5 protein-coding genes and 1 pseudogene are annotated in these 5,530 nt (G+C 59.0%); all 6 read right to left on the bottom strand.

The genetic code is table 11. The features are described from left to right. Nucleotides 1–170: 170 nt before the first annotated feature. The gene (locus HGBR_RS19385; protein ID WP_161601846.1) at nucleotides 171–1,367 is read right to left on the bottom strand and encodes an ABC transporter permease; all 1,197 of its coding nucleotides are present in this window, start codon (nucleotides 1,365–1,367) and stop codon (nucleotides 171–173) included. Then, nucleotides 1,360–1,980 carry an ABC transporter ATP-binding protein gene (locus tag HGBR_RS19380; protein WP_218915939.1) on the bottom strand — a complete coding sequence of 207 codons (621 nt, stop codon included), beginning with the start codon at nucleotides 1,978–1,980 and terminating at the stop codon, nucleotides 1,360–1,362. The genes HGBR_RS19385 and HGBR_RS19380 overlap by 8 nt, the downstream gene beginning before the upstream one ends. A 65-nt stretch (nucleotides 1,981–2,045) precedes the next feature. After that, nucleotides 2,046–3,200 carry an efflux RND transporter periplasmic adaptor subunit gene (locus HGBR_RS05520; RefSeq protein ID WP_019158330.1) on the bottom strand — a complete coding sequence of 385 codons (1,155 nt, stop codon included), beginning with the start codon at nucleotides 3,198–3,200 and terminating at the stop codon, nucleotides 2,046–2,048. A gap of 64 nt (nucleotides 3,201–3,264) precedes the next feature. Continuing rightward, a complete protein-coding gene (locus tag HGBR_RS19810) occupies nucleotides 3,265–4,122 on the bottom strand; it encodes a hypothetical protein (protein WP_147522260.1) in 858 nt (285 codons plus the stop codon). After that, on the bottom strand, nucleotides 4,119–4,580 hold the full coding sequence (locus HGBR_RS19375; protein WP_083882739.1) for a peptidase inhibitor family I36 protein: 462 nt from the start codon (nucleotides 4,578–4,580) through the stop codon (nucleotides 4,119–4,121). The genes HGBR_RS19810 and HGBR_RS19375 overlap by 4 nt, the downstream gene beginning before the upstream one ends. Before the next feature lie 226 nt (nucleotides 4,581–4,806). Then, nucleotides 4,807–5,530: pseudogene (locus tag HGBR_RS20705) on the bottom strand (IS630 family transposase); the annotation flags it as partial.

Here is a 5,530-nt window from a genome sequence, read left to right as displayed (position 1 = left end):
GGGGCGATTCAGGAACTTCCATCGCCAGGGAGGCCTCGACGTCTACCTCGATAGCGAGAAAGACAGACTCACACTGCTGGGCTGTACACCCTCAAATACGATTAGCCAGTTTCGTCCCTAGGGTTTTTGGTTCTAGAGGCTTTCGTAGTTGCGGGAACGGCCCGTGGTTGCTAGTCGCTACGGACGGCTTCGGCGGGACGGATCGTCGCAGCTTTCAACGATGGATAGATCGTGGCGATAAGCCCCGTTAGGGTCCCGGCAATCGGACCTGCTGCCAGGAACCAGAGCGGTACAAGCGGGACCCAGCCAAGCGCAACCGTGGTTGCGATCGCGGAGAGAATTCCGATTCCCACGCCGCACAGGCCACCGATCGATCCCAGTAGCCCGCCTTCGACGAGGAACTTCAACACAATGTGCTCACGGGAGAATCCCAGCGCCCGCCGGAGCCCGATTTCTGACGTTCGGGATATGACTGATGACAGGGTGGCATTGGCAACGATTACGAGTGTGAGGATCCATAGAACGATGCCAACTCCCATGAGCAGGCTGTCGACGTTTGTCGCAACACCTGTGCGCAGGTCGCCCAGAGACTCGGCACCGGTTGCAGCGAGCTTCGCAGCCTGACCTGGCGCTGCGAGGTCCGGCGCGAGAGATGAAACGGAATTCGAGTATCCCAGTTGGGTTCTTACGAGGAGTTCCCAGTGGTCGTCTTCTTCACGCAATCCTTCCGCAACGTCCGCCGGTATCAGTATCGATTGGGACAGCTTCGGATCGCGGAGACTGGAGACTACTCCAACAACAGTGAATCGTTGGACACCAAACCTGAAGCTCTGATCGTAGCCATTTGCAACGATCCCGAGCTCCGCGGCTACTGATTCACCGACGAGCGCGACCTGTTCGCCGGCCGCCGTGTTCCAGGCGCTGCTGATCGATGCAGGGGTCAGCTGTGCGTCGGTGGCTTCGAAGTAGCTGTCGTCCACACCCACCACCCGCACATCGTGAACCGCGGGCCCGCCATGGACACGCACAATGGGTCGTTCGCCTGGGCTGATGGGTAGGTACCGTGACACCGAGTTGACGTGGGAAATGGATCTGACCGCTCCTGCTGATTGCTCGGTGAGAAGGTCGCGTGTGGGGTCAGTCGTGCTCGGGGCGAATGTGGTGGAGCGGTCGTGAATCTGGTGGATTCGCACTTCGTCGAGCGCTGTTGCGGCGAGCTGCTCGTCGATCTGGCTGACCGCTGTGACTGCGACGACGCGCGAAGCGATCAGTCCTGCGATTGATAAGGTGACGACCACGATGATGATGAGGCTCTTTGCGCGTCTGGCATTGGCGTCTCGAATAGCGTCGAGCAGGAGGTCATGCATGTGCGGACACCGGTTCGAGAACGCCGTCAGCGAGTGTGAACGTGCGATCGCACTGTTCTGCGAGCTGGTGGTCATGGGTGATGATGACGACCGCGGCACCGCGATCGCGTTCGGTGTTGAGTAGGTCGACGATGCGTTGGGAGTTGTCGGGATCGAGGTTTCCCGTGGGTTCGTCAGCGAGGATGATGCTTGGGTTCCTCACAATCGCACGTGCGATTGCCAGGCGTTGACGTTCTCCGCCGGAGAGCACGCGAGCTGGTTGGTGCAGTCGATGTGAGAGGCCAACCTTCTCGATGGCGGTCTCTACCAACTGCGCCCGTGCAGGTCTGGGTGTCTGAGAGGCCCACAAGGAGAGATGGACATTGTCGAAACATGTGCGAACTGGCAGGACGTGTGAGTCCTGGAAGACGAATCCAAGGTGCTGTGCACGAATCCGGTCGATCGTGCGGGATGAGGCGTCTTCAGTGTTAACACCCATCACGGTGGCAGAGCCAGATGTCGGGCGATCGAGAAGTCCAATAATGTTGAGGGCGGTTGATTTACCGGACCCGCTGGGGCCGACGATCGAGATGGTTTCGCCGGGGAACATGGTGAGGTGGAAGTCGGTCAGCACTTGCACAGATGGTTGGCCGTCATAGGATTTCGAGATTCCAGTGAACACAGCTCGAGGACTCAGCATCAGGGCCCCACGACAATCTGGTCTCCAACCGCGACGCAGTCAGACGTGATCCCGATCCATCCGGCCGCTTGTTCGCCGGTGCTGACCCGGCATTTCTCGTCGGCTCCGGGAATCAGCACATAGTTGCCGTCAGGATCCTCACGGAGTCCTACCAGTGGAATAGCGGTACTTCTATCGGCATCGGCGTTCTCCGCGGTGATGCTCACTGCAGCATCATCTTCAAACTCATCGGGGAACGCGTCGACAGCCTCGAACGTGACGTCGTAGCCAGGAGGTGTCTGGCCGTCCCCATCGTCGCCTTCCTTGAAGTCCGATACTTCTCCCACGGTGAACGCCGCTTCGGTGCTCTCCCCGTCTGTCGTCGAGACGGTCACGTCTGCGCCAGTCTGATATGTGTCGGCTTTCGAGAGATCGACGCGCGCCGTGACCACGTTTTTACCTGAGCGGAGAGTACCGAGCACAGAATCCTCGGAGTCAAGAACAGCACCCTTTGCCGAAATCGCTTCGACAGTGGGTTCACCCGCTGGAAGGAAGTAGAAATCGGAGAGTCTGAACCGGGTTCCCGACTCCGCTTTTGCTGTGTCGAGCTGCTCGCGCAAGGCCTGCAACTGAACCTCGTCCGTCTCAGAGTCAGTCCGTGCCTCATCGTAGGCGTCTTGAGCCTCGTTGACCTCGCCCTGACCGGACGACGGGGCTGTCAGGCCGTAATCCGCGTACAGCTGCGCGATACCATTGCCGGTCGCCTGAGTGAAAGTGTCGGACCCCGCAGAAGCTTTGCCAAGGTTCGACAACATACTGTTCAGTTCTTGCGCATCATCCCCTGAGTCTCCGACGGCGAGGTCTCGATAGAGCGGGAATTCTGTACGTACCGCGATCACGGGTCGGCCTGAGACAAGCGCGAGCATTTGTCCTGACTTCACCACATCCCCCTGCGAGACCTCGACACGAGTCACCACCTGCTCGCCGTCGGTCGCTTGCAGCGTGATGTCTATCGTTTTGCCCCGACGTACGTTTCCGCCGATCGTGGTGTCTTGAGTCAGTGCACGGTCTTCGACGGTCGCGAGGCCTGTCACACTGTGCTGCTCCGTATCGTGCAGAGCGTCAAGAGGGACGCGGAGCGTGTAGCCAAGCAGAAAGCCAACGATGGCGAGCACACACCCCACAGTTGCCGCGAGGCCCAATGGTGTTTTCAGCCACCGCGGCAGTGGCATATTCCTGTCAGCCTTCATAGTTCGTGATCACGTGCCGCGCTTCTTCCAACGCCGGCTCGGCCCGTGATCGGAACTCCTGGTACTCGGAGGCATGTTGGATGACATACTCCTTCTGCTCGTCCCACAGATTCGTAGCCCAAGCCTCCATGAACCCTGTCGACTCCTTGCAGTCGACGTCTTTCAGCGCCATCTCGATCGACGCCTCTTCGCTCATTGAGCCAACTCCCGTCGGGATGAAACTGTCATCATCGATTGAGATGCCCTCATCTCCCATGCAGTCAACCCACGTCTGACGGATCGATTCCCGCGCTTCGTCGTTGACGACGGTGTTGTCGACGATTCCGGGCACGATGCGGTTCGCATAGTCGTCTTCAATGTCAGCGAAAAGCTTCACAGAAGAATCGTTCATGGCGCAGTCGCGTAAAACCTCGACGTCTTCTTCGGATAGCTGCTCGCCGATAACACTTTCTTTCGCTTCCGTGTCGGGAATTGTTTCATAACCGAAACGTGCCGCCAGCACAGGCGACCAGACTCCGGCCTCGGTATATGCCTTCTCCGACAGCTCGTCACGACGATCATATGGGGAGTAGGTGACTCCGCGAGCGCCTGCACATTGAGAGGTCGCGATGCTGAGCGCATAGCCGATCGTCGTCTCTTCGTCCCACGTGAGAGTCAGTTGATCGCTTGGAGTTTCTAAAGACCCGTCCTCATAGTTGATTGTCGGTGTCATGTTCTCGAGGCTATTGGCATCGTCGGTGTTGCCCGCAGTGCAACCGGACGCCAGGGCTATGAGCAGTAGCGTGGGCGTGACCGCAACCGCACTGCGCAGCGCAGGGCGGTTGCGGGCTGTACTGATTGAGGTCACGCGCAATTTACCCACTTGTGGCTGCTGATCTTGTTTTCAAAGTTCTTCGTGTTCGCGCCAGTCGTGTAGCTGTAGCCCCCGCCGTTCTTCAGGTACGGGTCCTGCTTTATCCCACCTGCCGCTGGTCGATTGAAGCGGATTCCAGCCCCCTTGTGGTATGTATCTTGAAAGAAGACTACGGCGCAACGACTGCCGCGGTTGGCGACAGAATTAGCCTTGTCGTTGGGAGTGCCACTGCTGGTGTTATTCCAGTTAATGGTCTTGTAGTTGTTGACTAGATTTGAGGCTTTCATGTAGTTGCCTTTGTAGTCATTGCTATCCCACACGCAGGCGGTGCCGCTGGAGCAGCTGCTGAGTGCGGCGTGTGATGCCGATGGTGCGGAGAGTGTCAGTGCGGAAACTCCGAGTATAATGGCAAAAAGCGCGGCGACGAGTTTTCTGACGTGCAGCGATTCCATTGAAGCTCCTATCGTCAATGCTCGGCCGACGCTGGGAGCGAGCTGTGAGTTTTCAGGATATACAAGATTCGAAGTGTGTCAAGAGGTCGGCGGAACCCGTCGCAGTTGGGGGTGGTCGAGCTGACGAAGGCGACTTGGGTGCAACCCACGCTCAGCCCCCATACCGACCCGGGCGGTTCAGTGCGCTGCCTTCTCGCGCAGCTCCCTAGCGACGCGTTACTGAAGTTCATAGAGGGTTGGCTTTCGCGAGGACTTCGTCAGCGGTCTTCGACCACACGAAGGGATGCTTCCGGTCATTCCACCCAATGATGAACTGCCGGATCTTCTGATTGAGGTCCTTCACGCTGGTGAACACTCCACGCCGGATCGCTTGCCGATCGATGATCCCGAACCACACCTCGACGAGATTCAGCCATGACGTACTCGTCGGCGTGAAGTGTATGACGAACCGGGGGTGCTCGTGCAGCCAGGCCTTCACCTCCGGGGTCTTGTGCGTGGCGTAGTTGTCCATCACCAGATGCAACTCCTCACCACCGGGGTACGCCCGATCCAGCTGACGCAGGAACGCGAGGAACTCCTGGTGCCTGTGCTTGGGCTTCAACGCCCCGGTGACCTGCCCGGTCGCGATCTCCAGAGCAGCGAAGAGCGTGGTCGTGCCGTGCCTCTTGTAGTCATGGGTGCGCTATCTCGATAGCGCCGGTGCGCATCGGCAGCAGCGGCGCGGTCCGGTCCAGGGCCTGGATCTGTGACTTCTCGTCCACGCACAGCACGATCGCGTTCTCAGGTGGTGCCAGGTACAGGCCGACGACGTCGGTGACTTTCGCGATCAACTCGGGATCGGTGGAGAACTTGAACGTCCCTGCTCGCCAGGGCTGGATGCCGTACTGCCTCCACGCCCGGGCGATGGTGGCATTGCCAATCCCGAGTCGTTTCGCCAGCTGAATCGCCCC

This window comes from Brevibacterium senegalense (assembly GCF_000285835.1).
Lineage (GTDB): Bacteria > Actinomycetota > Actinomycetes > Actinomycetales > Brevibacteriaceae > Brevibacterium > Brevibacterium senegalense.
This window is presented reverse-complemented; position numbering and strand designations above follow the sequence as displayed.